The organism is Thermus sp. (genome assembly GCF_040290245.1).
Lineage (GTDB): Bacteria > Deinococcota > Deinococci > Deinococcales > Thermaceae > Thermus_A.
The window spans coordinates 1-14,667 of sequence record NZ_PSMQ01000045.1; the positions used below are offsets into that span (position 1 = coordinate 1).

Annotated in this window: 16 protein-coding genes and 1 pseudogene; 7 read left to right on the forward strand and 10 right to left on the reverse strand. The window is 65.0% G+C overall.

The features are described from left to right. The 3 genes from C4301_RS07085 to greA all read left to right on the forward strand — a co-directional run. Window positions 1-1,594 (forward strand): chorismate-binding protein (locus C4301_RS07085; RefSeq protein ID WP_352414401.1); only part of this gene is annotated, 1,594 nt, incomplete at its 5' end. After that, entirely contained in the window at window positions 1,575-2,282 is a 708-nt protein-coding gene (locus tag C4301_RS07090; protein ID WP_352414402.1) for an aminotransferase class IV, read from the forward strand. The genes C4301_RS07085 and C4301_RS07090, both read left to right, overlap by 20 nt. An 85-nt stretch (window positions 2,283-2,367) precedes the next feature. After that, on the forward strand, window positions 2,368-2,841 hold the full coding sequence (gene greA, locus C4301_RS07095; RefSeq protein ID WP_352414403.1) for a transcription elongation factor GreA: 474 nt from the start codon (window positions 2,368-2,370) through the stop codon (window positions 2,839-2,841). Between the two features lie 7 nt (window positions 2,842-2,848). Here greA and C4301_RS07100 read toward each other — a convergent pair whose 3' ends face one another. From C4301_RS07100 to C4301_RS07145, 10 genes are read right to left on the reverse strand one after another with little or no spacing between them, the layout of a single operon-like run. Further along, complete coding sequence (locus C4301_RS07100; protein WP_352414404.1) at window positions 2,849-3,715, reverse strand: cation diffusion facilitator family transporter; 867 nt, start codon at window positions 3,713-3,715, stop codon at window positions 2,849-2,851. Further along, a complete protein-coding gene (gene lysS, locus C4301_RS07105) occupies window positions 3,712-5,181 on the reverse strand; it encodes a lysine--tRNA ligase (protein ID WP_352414405.1) in 1,470 nt (489 codons plus the stop codon). Before lysS ends, C4301_RS07100 begins: the two co-directional genes overlap by 4 nt. Beyond that, on the reverse strand, window positions 5,178-5,645 hold the full coding sequence (locus C4301_RS07110; RefSeq protein WP_352414406.1) for a GreA/GreB family elongation factor: 468 nt from the start codon (window positions 5,643-5,645) through the stop codon (window positions 5,178-5,180). The genes lysS and C4301_RS07110 overlap by 4 nt, the downstream gene beginning before the upstream one ends. A gap of 60 nt (window positions 5,646-5,705) precedes the next feature. Beyond that, window positions 5,706-6,068, reverse strand: coding sequence for a hypothetical protein (locus C4301_RS07115; RefSeq protein WP_352414407.1), 363 nt, complete (start codon window positions 6,066-6,068; stop codon window positions 5,706-5,708). A gap of 4 nt (window positions 6,069-6,072) precedes the next feature. Further along, window positions 6,073-6,471: a diacylglycerol kinase family protein gene (locus C4301_RS07120; RefSeq protein ID WP_352414408.1), complete on the reverse strand. Its 399-nt coding sequence runs from the start codon at window positions 6,469-6,471 to the stop codon at window positions 6,073-6,075. Beyond that, window positions 6,426-6,845, reverse strand: coding sequence for an rRNA maturation RNase YbeY (gene ybeY, locus C4301_RS07125; RefSeq protein WP_352414409.1), 420 nt, complete (start codon window positions 6,843-6,845; stop codon window positions 6,426-6,428). The genes C4301_RS07120 and ybeY overlap by 46 nt, the downstream gene beginning before the upstream one ends. After that, window positions 6,845-7,846, reverse strand: a complete 1,002-nt coding sequence (locus tag C4301_RS07130; RefSeq protein ID WP_352414410.1) for a PhoH family protein — start codon at window positions 7,844-7,846, stop codon at window positions 6,845-6,847. Before C4301_RS07130 ends, ybeY begins: the two co-directional genes overlap by 1 nt. Then, complete coding sequence (locus C4301_RS07135; protein ID WP_352414411.1) at window positions 7,810-8,184, reverse strand: hypothetical protein; 375 nt, start codon at window positions 8,182-8,184, stop codon at window positions 7,810-7,812. Before C4301_RS07135 ends, C4301_RS07130 begins: the two co-directional genes overlap by 37 nt. Further along, on the reverse strand, window positions 8,181-9,155 hold the full coding sequence (gene floA / locus C4301_RS07140) for a flotillin-like protein FloA (protein WP_352414412.1): 975 nt from the start codon (window positions 9,153-9,155) through the stop codon (window positions 8,181-8,183). The genes C4301_RS07135 and floA overlap by 4 nt, the downstream gene beginning before the upstream one ends. Beyond that, window positions 9,146-10,426, reverse strand: a complete 1,281-nt coding sequence (locus C4301_RS07145; RefSeq protein WP_352414413.1) for an NfeD family protein — start codon at window positions 10,424-10,426, stop codon at window positions 9,146-9,148. The genes floA and C4301_RS07145 overlap by 10 nt, the downstream gene beginning before the upstream one ends. Window positions 10,427-10,447: 21 nt before the next feature. Between C4301_RS07145 and C4301_RS07150 the strand changes: the two genes are divergently transcribed. The 4 genes and pseudogenes from C4301_RS07150 to C4301_RS07165 form a co-directional block, all read left to right on the forward strand. Beyond that, window positions 10,448-11,245: a shikimate dehydrogenase gene (locus C4301_RS07150; protein WP_352414414.1), complete on the forward strand. Its 798-nt coding sequence runs from the start codon at window positions 10,448-10,450 to the stop codon at window positions 11,243-11,245. After that, complete coding sequence (locus C4301_RS07155) at window positions 11,236-11,802, forward strand: IMPACT family protein (protein ID WP_352414415.1); 567 nt, start codon at window positions 11,236-11,238, stop codon at window positions 11,800-11,802. Before C4301_RS07150 ends, C4301_RS07155 begins: the two co-directional genes overlap by 10 nt. Further along, window positions 11,790-14,297 (forward strand): DNA polymerase I, encoded by a 2,508-nt coding sequence (gene polA, locus C4301_RS07160; RefSeq protein ID WP_352414416.1) that lies wholly within the window; start codon window positions 11,790-11,792, stop codon window positions 14,295-14,297. The genes C4301_RS07155 and polA overlap by 13 nt, the downstream gene beginning before the upstream one ends. 19 nt (window positions 14,298-14,316) lie before the next feature. Then, window positions 14,317-14,667: pseudogene (locus tag C4301_RS07165) on the forward strand (phosphoglucosamine mutase); the annotation flags it as partial.

Below are 14,667 nucleotides of genomic sequence, written 5' to 3' on the forward strand. Positions count from 1 at the left end.
TGGCTACGCCACCCACCCTCCTATGCCCGGCCTGCCCGAGGCCGCCTTCTACTACTACCCCGAGGGGTATGCCTTTCTCGCGGGGCGGGTGGTGGAGGCGCCCTCCCTTCTCCTAAGGCCTCTCCCCATTCCTTCCCTTCCCCCTCTTCCAGCCCCGGTGAGCGAATACCCTAAGAAGGCCTTCCTCCAAGGGGTCCATGAGGTGCAAGACCGCATCCGAGCTGGAATCGTCTACCAGGTCAACCTTTCCCACCGCTTCCGCCTGGACTTTCCTTTGGACCCCCTGGCCCTCTACGCTAGGCTTCGCCAGCTCAACCCCAGCCCCTTTATGGGCCTTTTAGAAGGGGAGGGGTTTGCCGTGGTCTCGGGGAGCCCGGAGCGGCTTTTTAACAAACGGGGGCCCTGGGTCTCGGCCCGGCCCATCGCAGGGACGAGGCCCCGGGGCAGGACGGAGGCGGAGGACCAGGCCCTGGAGGCCGAGCTCCTTTCCTCGTCCAAGGAAAGGGCCGAGCATGTGATGCTGGTGGACCTTTTGCGCAATGACCTCGCCCGGGTGGCCCTTCCCGGCAGCGTGCGGGTGCGGGAGCTTTTCACCGTAGAGCGCTACTCCCACGTGATGCACCTGGTCTCCGAGGTGGTGGCGGAAACCACAGCCCCTTTGGGAGAGGTCTTCCGGGCCCTCTTCCCCGGCGGGACGATCACCGGGGCTCCCAAGGGCACGGTGATGGAAGCCATCCGCGACCTCGAGCCCGTCCCCAGGGGGGCCTATACGGGAAGTCTAGGCTACGTCTCGGGCCGGGGGGCGGATTTCAATATCCTCATTCGGAGCTTTACCCAGGTGGGAGGGAGGCTCTACTTTTCCGCGGGGGCTGGTGTGGTGATCGGAAGCAGTCCCGAGGTGGAGTACAAGGAGACCCTCCACAAGGCGGAAGCCCTCCTTCTTGCCCTAAAGCAGGGAAAAGCCGGAAGCCCCCCCGCACCGCCCAAACGCCACGCCTCCTGGGCCCCGCCTAGGCCCCTTTTCAAAAGGGAGGCCCGCGTCCTTTTCCTGGAAAACCGGGATTCTTTCAGCTACAACCTGGTGGACTACTTAAGGGCCTTGGGGGCCGAGGTCCAGGTGGTGGACCAGGAGGAACCCCCCCATTTTGGCCGGGCCACCCATCTGGTGGTGGGCCCTGGGCCTAAGGACCCCTTCACCGCGGGCCGGGTTCTGGAATGGACTCAGAAGGCCCTCGAGGTGGGTCTTCCCCTTTTGGGGGTCTGCCTGGGCCACCAGGCCTTAGGGGTGCTCCTGGGGGGAAGGCTTTACCGGGAAAGGCCGGTACACGGGGAGGCCCATCTGGTCTTTCACACCGGGGAGGGGATCTTCAGGGGTCTTCCGAGCCCTCTTCCCTTCACCCGGTACCATTCTTTGGCGGTGAAGGACCCTAGGGCCCTTGTCCTGGCCTGGACGGAGGACGGGGTCCTCCAGGCCCTTTGGGATGGGAGGGTGGCCTTTGGGGTTCAGTTCCATCCGGAAAGCCTCCTTTCGGAGTGGGGGATGGTCCTCTTGGCCAGGTTTTTGGAGGTGGGACGTGCGGTTTTACCTGGGTGAGCCCTTTGAAGGCCCCCTTTCCTCCTTTTTCCTTGGGTTTAGCGTCTTCACCACACTTCGCCTCGAGCCAGAGCCCCTTTGGCTCGAGGAGCATCTGGATCGGCTTAAGGCCCATGCGGAGGCCCTCGGGCTTTCCTACCCCGGGCATGCCGTCTTTGAGCGGGACCTGGCCCGGCTTGAGGGGCCTCTTCTGGTCCGGCTTATGGTGGGGGAAAAGGGGTATTTCACGGAGGCGCGGCCCTTCTGCCCCCCTCCTAAGGCGGCCTACCAGGAGGGCGTGCGGGTCCAGGTCAGCCGGTACCGGACCCATCCCAGCTTAGGCCGGTACAAGACCGGCGCCCACCTGCCCTACCTTCTGGCCCATCGGGAGGCCCAGGCGGCAGGGGCGTTTGAGGCGTTGCTCCTGGATCCCTACGGCTATCTGGTGGACGGAAGCCGTACCAGCCCCCTCTTTTACCGAGACGGCGTCTTCTACCTGCCCGAGGGGGGGCTGGAGGGCATCACCCGGAGGAAGGTCTTGGAGCGGGCCCAAGCGGAGGGGTTCAAGGTGGTGCAAAGGCGGATGCGAAGGCCGGAAGGGGCTCTTTTGCTTGCGGGCACGGGGGTGGGGCTTCTTCCCGTGGCCCCTCCCTCTTCCGAGCTCTGGCCCTTGGTCTTGGCCTTCCTCCCCCGGTATACTGGGGAGTAGGCCCTGGGGGTTCCCTGGGCTTTAGGCCTTTTCACATGAGGAGGCCCTGGGGGGTTGGCCAGGGCCCCGAAGGGAGTGTTGGAGGATGAAGAAACCGGTCTACCTGACACCCGAAGGCTACAAGCGCCTGCAGGAGGAGCTGAACTACCTGAAGACCACCAAGCGGAATGAGATCTCCCGGGACTTTGAACAGGCGCTCGAGGAGGGGGACCTGCGGGAGAACGCAGGTTACGACGAGGCCCGGCGGTCCATGTGGCAGAACGAGGCCCGGATTGCCCAGCTGGAGGACCTCATAGCCCGGGCGGTGATCGTGGAGGGGAACCATGCCCCGGAGGAGGTCGGCCTGGGCACGGTGGTGGAGCTGGAGACGGAGGCGGGGGAGCGGCTTTCTTTAGCCATCGTGGGCAGCCATGAGGCAGACGTCTTTAACGGGAAAATTTCCGATGAATCCCCCCTAGGCCAGGCCCTTCTGGGGCGGAAGGTGGGGGATGTGGTGGAGCTTAAGGGGAAGCGGGGGGTTCAGGTCTACACCATTTTGGAGATCAAACCCCTGTCCTGAGGCCGGCCTACCCCCCCTTGGCCTCCTTCTCCGGTTCGATGTGGATCGTGACCTCCACCCCGGGGAGGGCCTCCTTCAGGCGGGCCTCGAGCTCGTCGCAAAGCCGGTGGGCCTCCTCCACCGGCATCCGGCCCGGCACCACCAGGTGGAGCTCGACAAAGCTCCGGGGCCCGGCCCGCCGGGTCTTTAGGTCATGCACCTCCAAAGCCCCTGGGGGAAGGTGGCTTAAAGCGGCCTCGAGGCGGTGCCTTTCTTCCCCTGAAAGCCCCTCATCCATGAGCCCGCCCACCGAGTGCCGGACCAGGCGGAAGCCTATGAGGAGAATGTTGGCTGCCACCAAAAGGGCGAGGAGGGGATCCAGAATCCAAAGCCCCGTCCAGCTGGCAAGCCCCACCCCTAGGAGGACCCCCAAGGAGGTCAGCACATCCGAGAGCACATGCCGGCCGTTCGCGACCAAGGCGGGGGACCGGTGCCGCCTTCCCTCCCGGATGAGGTAAAGGGCCAGGGCCAGATTGATCCCTCCCGCCAGGGCGCTCACCCCAAGCCCGGGTCCAATCCCTTCCAAAGGGGTAGGCCTCCCCAGCCGGGGCAGGGCTTCCTTGGCGATGGAGAAGGCGGCTAAGACCACCAGCGCCCCCTCGAGCACGGCGGAGAAGTACTCCGCCTTGGTGTGCCCGAAGGGATGGTTCTCGTCCGGGGGCTTGGCGGAGACCCTAAGGGCCAGGTGGGCGGCCAAAGCCGCCACCACGTTGACGATGGACTCCAGGGCATCCGAGAGGAGGGCCACCGAGCCCGTGAGGAGGTAGGCCAAACCCTTAAGTGCGAAAACGAGGAGGCCGAAAAGAAGGCTGTATAGGGCGGCTTTGGGCATCATGGGATGGGTTCTTCCACCCTGGGTTTGAGAAGGGGGAAGAGGAGGACATCCCTTAAGGAGGGTTGGTCGGTCAGGATCATGGCCAGCCGGTCAAGCCCCAGGCCGAGGCCGGCCGCCGGGGGCATCCCGTACTCCAGGGCCAAAAGGAAGTCCTCGTCCAGCATATAGGCCTCCTCATCCCCTTGGGCCCGCCTTCTTGCCTGCTCTAAGAAGCGCTCCCTTTGGTCCAGGGGGTCGTTCAGTTCCGAGTAGGCGGGGGCGATCTCCATCCCCCCCACGTAGAGGTCCCACCGCTCGGTGAGGCCAGGCTTCGCCCGGTGCTTCTTGGCCAGGGGGCTAATGGCCAGGGGGTAGTCAAAGACGAAGGTGGGGTCTTGGAGTTCGGGCTCGACATAGAGGCCAAAAAGCTTGTCCAGAAGCTTGTAGGAGGGAATCTGGGCAAGCTCGGGATGGTTGGCATCCGCCCAGATGCGGAGCCTTTCCAGGTCTAATGGGTCGAAGGGCAGGCCTGCCTTTTCCTTGAGGGCTTCTACGAAATGGATGCGCCTGAAGGGGGGTTTGAAGTTGAGCCTGCGGCCTTGGTAAGGGACCTCGGCGCTCCCATGGAGGTGAAGGGCAAGCCCATAGAGGAGCTCCTCCACGAGCTTGGCCATGTCTTGGTAGTCCGCATAGGCCCAGTAGGCCTCGAGCATGGTGAACTCAGGGTTGTGGTTGTGGTCGATCCCCTCGTTGCGGAAATTCCGGCCGATTTCAAAGACCTTTTCATACCCCCCCACGAGGAGGCGCTTCAGGTAGAGCTCGAGGGAGATGCGCAGGTAGAACTCGTGGTCCAGGGCGTTGTGATAGGTCTTGAAGGGCCTGGCCTCCGCGCCGCCCGTGGTGGGCTGAAGGATGGGGGTTTCCACCTCGAGAAAGCCCCGGTCCTCAAAAAAGCCCCGGATGTACCGGACCATCTCCGAACGCCGTCGGAAGACCTCCCGTACCTCGGGGTTCACGATGAGGTCCAGGTAGCGCTGGCGGTACCGGACTTCCTTGTCCTTCAGGCCGTGCCACTTGTCGGGCAGGGGGTGGAGGCTTTTGGCCAGGGGGGTCCAGTCCAGAACCTTGAGGGTGACCTCCCCAGTCTTGGTGGTGAAGACGCTTCCCCTCACCCCAAGCAGGTCCCCCACGTCCAGCTTTTTTAGAAGCTCATACCGGGGGGTCAGGTCCCGGGCGAAGTAGAGCTGGATCCTTCCGCTCTCGTCCAAGAGATGGGCGAAGGTCACCTTGCCCATCCGCCGTAGGGCCATTAGGCGGCCCGCCAGGGCCACCTCCTCCGGCCACTCCGATTCCGGAGGGGCCCCCTTTTTGGCCTCGAGGACCTCCGAGGCCGAATGGGTCTTGGGGTAGCGGTAGGGGTAGGGTTCGAACCCCGCCTCCACCAAGGCCTCTAGGTTTAAAAGCCGCTGACGGGTCTGCTCGTTCATGCCTGGACCTGAACCACCCGGTACTCCCGCCGGCCCCTCGGGGTCTCCAGGGTGAGGACATCCCCCTCCCTGTGGCCTAAAAGTGCCTTACCCATGGGGGAGGCGTCGGAGATCTTCATGGGCTTTTCCAAGACGCTGGCTTCCGCCGGGGAGACCACCTGGACCTCCAGCCTCTCTCCACTCAAAAGGTCCTCCAGAAGCACCACGGACCCTAGGGTGATCACCTCGCTCGTGCCCTCGATGATGACCGCCCGGCTCAAGGTGTCCTCTAGGGCGTCTATGCGGGCTTCGATCTGGGCCTTTTCCCGCTTGGCGTCCTCGAGGCCTGAGTCATCGTAATCGTCCGAGCTTTCCATGAGCTCCTGGAGGATGCGCGTGGCCTCCTGCAGGCGCTCCCTTTCGTGCTTAAGCTGCTGCATCAGCCGCTCGTACCCCGCCTTGGTCAGTTTGACTTCCCGCGCCATACACACCTCATAGACAGAAAGGCCGGCACCTGCCGACCCCCGGCCAACGGCCACCCTTACCTAGGTGAGTATACCCCGAAGAAGGATTTCCCTCAAACGCCCAGGTTCCGCATGGCTGGCGCAGCGGGCGGTGTCCCGGCAGAGGACCAGGTAGCGGAGGTGCAAAGGGTCGCCCCCCACCCGGTGGCGGAAAAACCCTAGGGCCTGGCCGGAGAGGTGGCGGCGGCAGGCCTCGCAGACCTGGGGAGCCTTGGGGGCCTCCCCCACGGGCTCCAGAACAAGATGGAGACCCTTCGCCCCCCGTTCCTCGATGTGAACCTGCCCTTCCTCGTCCTGCCAGTAGAGCATCTCCCCCAGGGGGAGGAGGTCTGGAGGGGTACCGGGGAAGAGCTCCAGAATGAGCTCCCTCTCCTCATAGTCCATGCCCTTAGCTTAGCCCAAGCCGCCGGAAAAGAGGGGGCAGAAGATGAAAGGCTCCCACCAGAAGTGCGACCAGGCTGGCCATAAGGACGCTTGCCGCCGCCGTGTCCTTGGCCCGTTTGGCCAGGGGGTGGGAGGTGGGGGCGACCAGGTCTGTAAGGGCCTCGAGGGCGGTGTTCATGAGCTCCAAGGAGAGGACTAGGCCGCTGGCCAGAAGGATGGGGACGGGGTCCACCCCCAGCCAGAGGGTGAGGCCTAAGGCGAGAAGGGCCAGAAGGCTTTGAACCCGTAGGTTTCTCTGTTCTTGCCAGGCGTAAAGGAGCCCTTCCCAGGCAAAGCGGAAGGAGGCCCACACCCCCCTTAGAGGGTGCGGATTCTTTCTTGGACGCGGAGGAAGCCCGCCCATTCCCCTTCGCTTTGGTGGTCGTGGCCCAGGAGGTGCCAAAGGCCGTGGGCGGCCAGTTCCAGCACCTCGTCTTCCAGGCTTACCCCCCTGGCTTTGGCCTGCCGGGCCGCGGTGTCCAGACTGATGTAGATGTCCCCCAGATGGGGAGGCAAGAAGGGGTCGCCGGGCTCGTAGTGCGGGAAGGATAGGACGTCCGTGGCCTCGTCTTCCCCCCACCATTCCCGCTTAAGCCGCCTCAGGGTCCGATCCCCGGTGAGCACCAGGGTAACCGCCTTGTCCCCCACCTGAAGCTCCTCCATAAGCCGGGAGAGGGCCCGGCGGAGCCTGGGCCTGAGCCCCTTGGGAGGACGCTTGTTCACCACCAGATCCACCATCACCCCTCCCGGGGCTCGCTTGGCGAACCCTCTGCCTGCTCGTAGGCCTTGATGATCCGGGCCACCAGGGGGTGCCGGACCACGTCGGACTCCTTGAAGAAGATGAAGGCGATGCCTTCAATGCCCTTGAGGATCCTGACCGCCTCCACCAGCCCCGACTTCTGGTGCTTGGGAAGGTCGATCTGCGTCACATCTCCCGTGACCACCACCTTGGAGTTGAACCCCATCCGGGTAAGGAACATCTTCATCTGCTCGGGGGTGGTGTTTTGCGCCTCGTCCAAGATGATAAAGGCATCGTTAAGCGTACGCCCTCGCATGAAGGCCAAAGGGGCTACCTCGATGACCCCCGACTGGAGGTAGTGTTCGAACCGTTCTGCGTCGATCATATCAAAGAGGGCATCGTAAAGTGGCCTCAGGTAGGGGTCCACCTTGGCCTGGATGTCCCCAGGGAGGAAGCCCAGCTTTTCCCCGGCCTCCACCGCGGGCCGGGTGAGAACGATCCGCTTGACCCTTCTCCCCTTGAGGTGGGCCACCGCCATGGCCACGGCCAGATAGGTCTTTCCCGTGCCCGCGGGGCCTACCCCGAAGGTGATGTCGTTTTGGGCGATGGCCTCCACGTACCGTCTCTGCCCTGGGGTCTTAGGCCGGAGGCGGCTGGGCAGGTAGACCTCCGCCGCGGGCGTGGTGGCCACCAAAAGCCCCTCCCCCTCCTGGGCTAAAGCCACCGCCTGCTCCAAGGTGGCCTCGTCCAGCTCCGCGCCCTGACGTAGGATGGCCAGGAGGTCCCGCACCACCTTTTCCCCCAGTCGGACCGCCTCCTCGTCCCCGGAGAGAACGACCTCTTCCCCGCGGGCTACGAGCCTCAACCGGTCCCCCAGGAGGTCTTTGAAAAGCGCGCGAAGCTTCTTCAGGTTTTTGTCCGCCTGCCCCAAAAAGGCCAAGGTTTCCTCAGGCTTGAGCGGGATTACCACCCTCTGGGCTTCTTCAGGATTTCGTGCCATATCACCCCTTTCAGGATCTCATTGCCTTTGGTCTGGACGAGTCGAGACCGCTTGGTTTTGGGTTTGGGGGCCTCCCCTTCCTCAGAGGCTTTGGCCAAGGCGGCCGGGGATGGGGCCTGGGGGGGTCTTCTTTCCGAGGCCTCCTTGGGCCTTTCCGAGGGGGAGGGGTGGGGCCTGGCCCTGGGGGTTTTCAGAGGCTTAGGCCTAGGCGGTTCCGGCTTGGGGGTCGTTGGGCGCTCGAGCCCCGGCACCCCGGGCCTTTTCCCAAGCCCAGAGAGGGCGGGGAGGATGACGAAGAAGAGGAGGAACAGAAGCCCCAGAAGGTGGTCTAGGCTCATTCCTCACCCTCGGGCTTGGCGGCCCGGCTGATGGACTCCCGCATATCCGTATCCGCTTCGATGTTTTTCAAGCGGTAATAGTCCATCACCCCAAGGTTTCCCTTCCGCAAGGCCTCTGCCAAGGCCAGGGGGACCTGGGCCTGGGCCTCCACCAGCTTGGCCCGCATCGCCTCCACCAGGGCCCGGTTTTCCTGCTCCGCGGCCACGGCCATAGCCCGGCGTTCCTCCGCCTTGGCCTGGGCCACCCGTTTGTCGGCCTCCGCCTGGTCCGTCCGGAGCTGGGCCCCGATGTTCCGGCCGACATCCACCTCGGCGATGTCTACAGAGAGGATGTCAAAGGCTGTTCCCGCGTCCAGGCCCTTGGCCAGAACGGTTTTGCTGATCCGGTCTGGCTGCTCGAGCACCTCTTTGTGGCTCTCCGAACCGCCGATTGAGGCCACGATCCCTTCGCCCACCCGGGCGAGGACGGTTTCCTCCCCTGCTCCCCCGACCAGCCGATCGATGTTGGCCCGGACGGTGACCCGGGCGATCACCAGGAGTTGGATCCCATCCTTGGCCATCCCCGCCACCTGGGGGGTGGTGATCACCTTGGGGTTCACCGAAACCCGAACGGCTTCCAGGACATCCCGGCCCGCGAGGTCGATGGCCGCCGCCCGGTCGAAGCTGAGCTTGATCCCCGCCTTCTCGGCGGCGATCAGGGCATCCACCACCCGGTCCACGTTGCCCCCGGCCAGGTACTGGGCCTCGAGGCGGTCCAAGCGTACGTCCAGACCCGCCTTGGTGGCCTTGATCAAGGGGTAGATGATCTTGGCCGGGGGAACCCTCCTGAGCCGCATGGCCACAAGGGTCAGCAAGGGTACCCGGACGCCTGCAGCCCAGGCGGAGATCCAGAGGCCCACCGGGATAAAGGAAAAAAAGAGCAAAAGGAAGATGAAGATAACCAGCGCCAGGAAGACCAGTCCTAAGTCCATCCTTCCTCCTCTATAGGTTCCACCACGATCCTAGGTCCTTCGACTTCCACCACCTTGACGCGGGTGCCGCGAGGGATAAACTGGCCCCGGGCCACCACGTCCACCCGCTTCTCCCCAAACCGGGCCGCGCCTGCCGGCCTCAGGTCGGTTAGGGCGGTGCCCAGGGCCCCCACCTCCACCGGGCTCTGGGTGGCGTGTTCGGAGATGGCGGACTCCAGGACCAGCGCCCGGGCCGGCCTTGTCCTGGGGAAGAGGCGAAAAAGGAGGAAGACCCCGATCCCAAGCGTGATGACCGCCACCGCGCTCACCGCCACCGCCTGCTGGCCAAAGGTCAGGTATACGGAGGCGAGGATGGCCCCCACCCCCGCCACCCCGGGGAGGCCGAAGCCGGGGAAGAGAAAGGCTTCGGCCAAGAGGAGGGCAACCCCCAGGAGAAAGAGGGCCAGCTCGAAGAGGCCGGAAAGCCCGGCCAGCCACCCCCCGGCGAAGTAGAGGGCCAAAAGCGTCAGGCCCAGCGCACCCGGTATGAATGTGCCAGGGGTGAAGAACTCTAGGAGGAGAAGAAGGAGGCCCAAGGCGAGGAGAAGTCCGGCCACGGAAGAGCTCGTGAGGAATCGGGCCAGCTGGACCCGGGGGCCTGGGGTGAGGCGCACCACCTCCGGGGCGAAGCCCGCCAAGGAAAGGGCTTCGGCCAAGGAGGAGGCCAGGTGGTCCGCCACCTTGAGCTCCACGGCCTTGTTCGCGGAAAGGGTGAGGGGTTCGCCCTTGGCGGAAAGCCCCGGGACCTCGAGCTCCGGGTCCACCATGGCCTCGGCCAACGCGGTGGGCCTTCCTCGGGCCTCGGCCACCGCCCGGAACTTCCCCTTGAGGGCAGAGACAACCTTCCGGTCCGCGGCCTCGGGTTTTTGAAAAGGGGGGGCCACCACGGGGAGGGCTGCCCCGATCTCCGCGCCGGGAAGCATGGCGATCTGGCGGCAGGAAAGGGCGATGAGGGCCCCCGCGGAGAAGGCGTTTTTCACCACGGCTAGGGTGGGGAGGGGGGTCTCGAGGATCCGGTCAGAGATCCGGATGGCTGCATCCACCCGTCCCCCCGGGGTGTCTATAAGGAAGACGACCCCGCTCGCCCCTTCCCGCTCCGCCTGAGAAAGGGCCTGGTCCACAAAGACCGCCAAGGCCGGGTCGATCTCGCCCTCTATGGGGATGAGGTAGGTTCGGGCCAAGGCCAGGCCCAGAAATCCAAGAAGGGCCAGAATCCGTTTCACCGCCCCCATTCTACAGGTATCCTGGGAGGGATGCGGCTTGGTCTCGTCGGTTACCCCTTGGAGCATTCCCTCTCCCCGGCCATGCACACCCGCGCCTTGAAGGAGGTGGGGCTTTTGGGCGAGTACCTCCTCCTCCCCACGCCGCCTGAGGCCCTGCCCGTCCGGATGGCCGAGGTCCGGGGGGGGTTTTTGGGGGTCAACGTGACCGTGCCCCACAAGGAGGCGGTCCTGCCCTTTTTGGACGGACTTTCCCCAGAGGCCCAGGCCATCCGGGCGGTCAACACCGTGGTCAACGAGAAGGGAAGGCTCATCGGCCACAACACGGATGCTCCGGGCTTTCTCAAAGGCCTCAAGGAGGCGGGTCTTTTGCTCGAGCCCGCCCTGGTCCTCGGGGCGGGGGGGGCAGGCCGGGCGGTGGCTTATGCCCTTTCGCGGGAAGGGGTGTCCGTATACGTATGGAACCGCACCCCAGAAAGGGCCAGGGCTTTGGCCGAGGAGATGGGCCTTAAGTCGGTTCCTTTGGAGTTTGCCAGGAAGGCCAGGCTCATCGTCAACGCCACCCGGGTGGGCCTGATGGACCCGGAGGCCACCCCCCTCCCCCCGGGCCTTTTCCCCGAGGAAGGGGGCGTGGTGGACCTGGTCTACCGCCCCCTCTGGACCCGGCTTCTGCGGGAGGCCAGGGCCAGGGGGCTTAAGGTCCAGCACGGCCTCTACATGCTCGTCTACCAGGGGGCCTTGGCCTTTGAGCTTTGGACCGGGAAGGAGGCCCCGGTCTTGGCCATGTTCCAAGCGGTCTGCGAGGAGGTTGCCGATTCGCCATGCCCGTAACGCTGAACGCCCCCGTGTTTTACGAGGAAACGATTCAGAAAAGCCGCTTCATCGCCAAGGCGGCCCCCGCCAACACGGAGGAAGAGGCCCTGGCCTTCCTGAGGGAAGGCCGGGAGGAGGAGGCCACCCATCACTGCTACGCCTACAGGATTGGGAACCTTTATCGGTTTTCCGATGACGGGGAGCCCCCAGGCACCGCGGGCCGGCCCATCCTTCACACCATCGAGGCCCAGGGCCTGGACCGGGTGGTGGTCTTGGTCGTCCGGTACTTCGGGGGGGTGAAGCTCGGGGCGGGGGGCCTGGTCCGGGCCTATGGAGGCGTGGCGGCAGAGGCCCTGAGGCGGGGGGAGAAGGTGCCTTTGGTGGAGAGGGTGCTTTTGGAGTTTTGCGTTCCGTACAGTTTGGCGGAGAGGGTTTACCGTCTATGCACGCCCCTTGAGCCCCGGTACGACCCCTTGGGGGTGGTGTTCCGGGTGGAGGTGGCCAGGTCCGGGGTGGAGGCCTTCCGAAAGCGGCTGGAGGAGGCCACCCGGGGCCAGGTAGAATGGAAGGCGTGATTCCCCTTTTTGACCTGGAGGAGGCCCCCAGGCGGGTGCTTTTGGTGGACGGGCACCACCTCGCCTATCGCACGTTTTTCGCCATGACCCTTACCACCTCCCGGGGGGAGCCGGTGCAGATGGTCTACGGCTTTGCCCGCAGCCTCTTAAAGGCCTTAAAAGAGGATGGGCAGGTGGTGGTCGTGGTCTTTGACGCCAAGGCCCCCTCCTTCCGCCACGAGGCCTATGAAGCCTACAAGGCGGGGCGCGCACCCACGCCGGAGGACTTTTCCCGCCAGCTCGAGAAGGTGAAAAGGCTGGTGGACCTTCTGGGCCTCTTCCGCCTGGAGGTTCCGGGCTATGAGGCGGACGACGTTTTGGGCACCCTGGCCAAGCGGGTGGAGCAAAAGGGGATGGAGGTGCGCATCCTCACGGGGGACCGGGACTTCTTCCAGCTCCTCTCCGAACGGGTATCGGTCCTCCTTCCTGATGGGACCCTGGTCACGCCCAGGTACGTCCTGGAAAAGTACGGGGTGCCCCCGGAGCGCTGGGTAGAGTTCCGCGCCCTCATGGGGGACCCTTCGGACAATATCCCTGGAGTGAAGGGCATCGGGGAGAAGACCGCCGCCCGGCTCATCCAGGAGTGGGGAAGCGTGGAGAATATCCTGAAGAATCTGGAACGGGTGAGGCCGGAATCCCTCCGCCGGAGGATAGAGGAGAACCTAGAGGCTTTGCGGCTCTCTTTGGACCTGGCCCGCATCCGTACCGACCTTCCCCTGGAGGTGGACTTTAAGGCTATGCGCCGGCGAAGCCCTGACCGGGAGGGGCTTAAGGCCTTCCTCGAGGCCCTGGAGTTCGGAAGCCTCCTGCACGAGTTTGGGCTTTTGGGAGGTGAGAAGCCTTTGGAGGAGGCCCCTTGGCCCCCTCCGGCAGGGGCCTTCGTAGGGTTCGTCCTCTCCCGGAAGGAGCCCATGTGGGCGGAGCTTAAGGCCCTGGCGGCGGCCTCCCAGGGCCGGCTTCACCGGGCTCCCGATCCCGCAGGGGGGCTTGGCGATCTGAAGGAGGCCCGGGGGCTTCTCGCCAAGGATCTGGCGGTTCTGGCCCTGAGGGAGGGGATGGCCTTGGACCCCACGGACGACCCCCTCCTTGTGGCCTACCTCCTGGACCCGGCCAACACCAACCCCGAGGGGGTGGCCAGACGGTACGGGGGCGAGTTCACCGAGGACGCGGGCGGAAGGGCCCTTCTTTCCGAACGGCTTTTCCTCACGCTTTTCCCCAGGCTTTCTGAAAAACTCCTATGGCTTTACCAGGAGGTGGAACGCCCCCTCTCCCGGGTTCTGGCCCACATGGAGGCCCGGGGGGTGCGGCTGGACGTACGGTTTCTGGAGGCCCTCTCCCTCGAGGTGGAAAAGGAGATGGAGCGGCTGGAAGGGGAGGTCTTCCGCCTGGCGGGCCACCCCTTTAACCTGAACTCCCGCGACCAGCTGGAGACCGTCCTCTTTGACGAGCTGGGCCTCACCCCGGTGGGCCGGACGGAGAAGACGGGCAAGCGCTCCACCGCCCAAGGGGCTTTGGAGATGCTCCGGGGTGCCCATCCCATCGTGGAGCTGATCCTCCAGTACCGGGAGCTATTCAAGCTTAAAAGCACCTATCTGGACCCCCTGCCCCGGCTCATCCATCCCAGGACGGGCCGGCTCCACACCCGCTTTAACCAGACGGCCACCGCCACGGGAAGGCTGAGCAGCTCCGACCCTAACCTCCAGAACATCCCCGTCCGCACCCCCTTAGGCCAGCGCATCCGGGAGGCCTTTGTGGCGGAGGAGGGGCATCTTCTGCTGGTGGCGGACTACTCCCAGATTGAGCTTAGGGTCCTCGCCCACCTCTCGGGGGACGAGAATTTGCAGCGGGTCTTCCGGGAGGGAAAGGATGTCCACACCGAGACCGCCGCGTGGATGTTCGGCCTGGATCCGGCCTTGGTGGATTCCTCCATGCGCCGGGCGGCCAAGACGGTGAATTTCGGCGTTCTTTACGGGATGTCCGCGCACCGCCTTTCCCTCGAGCTCGGCCTGGACTACAAGGAGGCCGAGGCCTTCATCGAACGCTACTTCCAAAGCTTTCCCAAGGTGCGGGCCTGGATTGAGAGGACCTTGGAGGAAGGGCGGACGAGGGGGTACGTGGAGACGCTTTTCGGAAGAAGGCGGTACGTGCCCGACCTGGCCTCCAGGGTCCGATCGGTCCGGGAGGCGGCCGAGCGCATGGCCTTCAACATGCCCGTCCAGGGCACCGCCGCCGACCTGATGAAGATCGCCATGGTCAAGCTCTTCCCTAAGCTAAAGCCCTTGGGAGCCCACCTCCTCCTCCAGGTGCACGACGAGCTGGTCCTGGAGGTGCCCGAGGCCCGGGTGGAGGAGGCCCGGTCCCTGGTCAAGGAGGAGATGGAGACCGCCTACCCCCTGGAGGTGCCCCTGGAGGTGGAGGTGGGGGTGGGGCGGAACTGGCTCGAGGCCAAAGCCTGATTCCGGTATAGTGACCCCCATGAGGCGCTACTTCGGCACCGATGGTGTCCGCGGCGTGGCCGGCGAGCCTCCCCTCACCCCGGACTTTGTTTTGCGGCTCGGCCAGGCGGTGGGGGCCTACCTCCGAAAGGCGAGCCCCCGGCCGGTGGTCCTCCTCGGCAAAGACACCCGGCTTTCCTCCGACCTCCTCGAAGCCGCCTTGGCGGCAGGCCTCATGAGCCAAGGGGTGCGGGTGGAGCACCTGGGCATTCTGCCCACCCCTGGGGTGGCCCACCTAACCCGGGCGCTTAAGGCGACGGCGGGGGCGATGATCTCTGCAAGCCACAACCCCTACCAGGACAACGGCATCAAGTTCTTTGGGCCCACCGGC

Coding starts and splice junctions, on each gene's coding strand:
- C4301_RS07120 (WP_352414408.1), bottom strand. CDS start 6,471: ATGGGCGGGCTTCCTCCGCGTCCAAGAAAGAATCCGCACCCTCTAAGG.
- lysS (WP_352414405.1), bottom strand. CDS start 5,181: ATGAACGAGCAGACCCGTCAGCGGCTTTTAAACCTAGAGGCCTTGGTG.
- C4301_RS07155 (WP_352414415.1), top strand. CDS start 11,236: ATGCCCGTAACGCTGAACGCCCCCGTGTTTTACGAGGAAACGATTCAG.
- C4301_RS07135 (WP_352414411.1), bottom strand. CDS start 8,184: ATGAGCCTAGACCACCTTCTGGGGCTTCTGTTCCTCCTCTTCTTCGTC.
- greA (WP_352414403.1), top strand. CDS start 2,368: ATGAAGAAACCGGTCTACCTGACACCCGAAGGCTACAAGCGCCTGCAG.
- C4301_RS07150 (WP_352414414.1), top strand. CDS start 10,448: ATGCGGCTTGGTCTCGTCGGTTACCCCTTGGAGCATTCCCTCTCCCCG.
- C4301_RS07115 (WP_352414407.1), bottom strand. CDS start 6,068: ATGGACTATGAGGAGAGGGAGCTCATTCTGGAGCTCTTCCCCGGTACC.
- C4301_RS07130 (WP_352414410.1), bottom strand. CDS start 7,846: ATGGCACGAAATCCTGAAGAAGCCCAGAGGGTGGTAATCCCGCTCAAG.
- C4301_RS07110 (WP_352414406.1), bottom strand. CDS start 5,645: ATGGCGCGGGAAGTCAAACTGACCAAGGCGGGGTACGAGCGGCTGATG.
- polA (WP_352414416.1), top strand. CDS start 11,790: ATGGAAGGCGTGATTCCCCTTTTTGACCTGGAGGAGGCCCCCAGGCGG.
- ybeY (WP_352414409.1), bottom strand. CDS start 6,845: ATGGTGGATCTGGTGGTGAACAAGCGTCCTCCCAAGGGGCTCAGGCCC.
- floA (WP_352414412.1), bottom strand. CDS start 9,155: ATGGACTTAGGACTGGTCTTCCTGGCGCTGGTTATCTTCATCTTCCTT.
- C4301_RS07100 (WP_352414404.1), bottom strand. CDS start 3,715: ATGATGCCCAAAGCCGCCCTATACAGCCTTCTTTTCGGCCTCCTCGTT.
- C4301_RS07145 (WP_352414413.1), bottom strand. CDS start 10,426: ATGGGGGCGGTGAAACGGATTCTGGCCCTTCTTGGATTTCTGGGCCTG.